Here is a 1,995-nt window from a genome sequence, read left to right as displayed (position 1 = left end):
GGCGGCTTCCTCCTGCCCCTTCGGGGCGCTGTTGATCTCGTTCTCCAGCGAAGCGAGCTGCTGGTCGTTCAACCGGAACTTGTGCACCATCCCGGTCACGTCCGGGAAGTCGGCGCTGAAGCCCTTCCGCCCGGCGGCGTGGATCTGCTCCGCCGAACCCATCGCGCCGCGCGGGTCCGCCAAGTCCTTGATCGGGTACTTCGCGTACGCCCAGTGCAGGTGCCACAGCGTGACGACGATCGGCTGGCGCTCGTTGATCGCGCGCTCCAGCGAAGCCAACATCGCCGTGGTCGACGAGGTCTGCAGCGTGTACTGCCCGGTGAGGCCGTACTGCGGGATCATCTGGTCCCGCGTCACGCGGCTGAGCCCGGCGCCCGGGTCGATGCCGGTGATCGTGCCGTGGAACTCGGCGGCCCGGCCGCGCAGGTCCGCCATCGAGTTCACGTCGGTCAGGTACGTCGGCACCGCGATGTTCAGCGTCGCCCGGTCGTACCAGACCCCGAGGTCCTCGATCTGACCGCGGTACTGGTTCCAGTAGTCGGCGTGCGTCTGCGGCAGCCATGCGTCCATGAACAGGTCGATGTTGCCGCGCGCCAGCCCGGCGTAGGTCGGACCGGCCTCCAGTTCGGTCAGCTGCACCTGGTAGCCCTGCCGCTGCAACAGCACCTTGTAGAGGTTGCTGACCGCGATGGCCTCGTCCCAGGCGATGTAGCCGATGTTGATCCGCTTCTCCTGCTGCCCGGTGTCCGCCTGCCTGCCGCCGCATCCCGCGGCGACCAGCACCAACGCGGCCAGCATCGCGATGAAGGCCACCAGCCGGCGGGCCGGAAGTCTTGTCCGCATGGCGCCTCCCGCCTTCCTGCGATAGTGCTTGCCCCCCTGCTGCGATCCCGTGCGCACCACTGGAAAGCCCCCGTCCACTAGGCGACTGGCGCGGTCTCCCGGGCCGCGCGGGAAACGGGGGAGCGGTCGGCCAGCACCGCGGTGATCCGGTCCAGGTAGACCGCGAGCACCACCACCGCGACACCGGCCTCGAAACCCGCCCCCAGCTGCACCCGGGTCACCGCGGTGTAGACCTCGGTGCCCAGCCCTTCCGCGCCGACCATGCCCGCGATGACCACCATCGACAGCGACAGCATGATCACCTGGTTGATGCCCGCCATGATCGACGGCATGGCCAGCGGCAACTGGATGCCGGTGAGGATCCGCCGCGGCGGCGCCCCGAACGCCTCCCCGGCTTCGACCACCTCGGCGTCGACCTGCCGGATGCCCAGCTCGGTCAGCCGCACTCCGGGCGGCAGCGCGAAGATCACCGTGGCCACCACGCCCGGCACCGCGCCGATGTTGAAGAAGAAGATGACCGGGATCAGGTACACGAACGCGGGCATCGTCTGCATCAGGTCCAGCACCGGCCGCACCACGTGCCTCACGACCCGCTCGCGCGCGGCGAGGATGCCCACCGGGATCGCCACCACGATCGCGATCACGGCGGCCACCAGGACCAGTGCCAGCGTTTGCATCGCGGGCTGGAACTCGCGCATCTCGGCAACCAGCCCGAATCCGATGATGGTGAACAGCGCGAACCGCCAGCCGCGCAGCCACCAGGCCAGCGCCGTGAGCACCAGCACCAGCAGCCACTGCGGTGGCCACAGCAGCGCCGCGGTCAAGCCGTCCACCGCGGAACGCACCACCAGGTCGATGAAGTCGAAGACCGGCCCGATCGTGTCGTTCAACCAGTTCACGACGGCTTGGAACCAGTCGCCGAGCGGGATGCGGGGCACTTCAGGCATCCGGGGCCTCCTGAGATCGCTGATCACCCAGCGCCCGCAGCAGCACCGCCGGAGTCAGCGCGCCGAGCAGCCGCCCTTCGCCGTCCACGACCGGCAGCACGGCTTCCGCGGTCGCGCGTCCGAGGACTTCGCGCAGCGGCCGGTCCCCGGTGATCGGCTCGGCCGTCGGGGACACGACGTCGCGGATCTCCGCGAGCCCGTCCCG

The 1,995-nt window shown here is 69.7% G+C and carries 2 protein-coding genes and 1 pseudogene; all 3 read right to left on the bottom strand.

Annotated elements, in window-relative coordinates; all coding sequences use genetic code 11:
* The coding region (locus tag IJH84_RS07785) for a glycine betaine ABC transporter substrate-binding protein (RefSeq protein WP_295142072.1) at positions 1-843 on the bottom strand (843 nt) is incomplete at its 3' end.
* Positions 844-920: 77 nt separating this feature from the next.
* Positions 921-1,790, bottom strand: a complete 870-nt coding sequence (locus IJH84_RS07780) for a proline/glycine betaine ABC transporter permease (RefSeq protein ID WP_295142070.1) — start codon at positions 1,788-1,790, stop codon at positions 921-923.
* Positions 1,783-1,995: pseudogene (locus IJH84_RS07775) on the bottom strand (hypothetical protein); the annotation flags it as partial. The gene IJH84_RS07780 and the pseudogene IJH84_RS07775, both read right to left, overlap by 8 nt.

It is taken from the genome of Saccharopolyspora sp., from assembly GCF_017434145.1.
Taxonomy (GTDB): domain Bacteria; phylum Actinomycetota; class Actinomycetes; order Mycobacteriales; family Pseudonocardiaceae; genus Saccharopolyspora_C; species Saccharopolyspora_C galaxeae.
The sequence above is the reverse complement of the archived record's forward strand: the minus strand, read 5'-3'. Positions and strand labels throughout refer to the sequence as shown.

Bases quoted from the DNA above. Each gene is read 5' to 3' on its own strand.
- IJH84_RS07780 (WP_295142070.1), bottom strand. From the start codon at position 1,790: ATGCCTGAAGTGCCCCGCATCCCGCTCGGCGACTGGTTCCAAGCCGTC.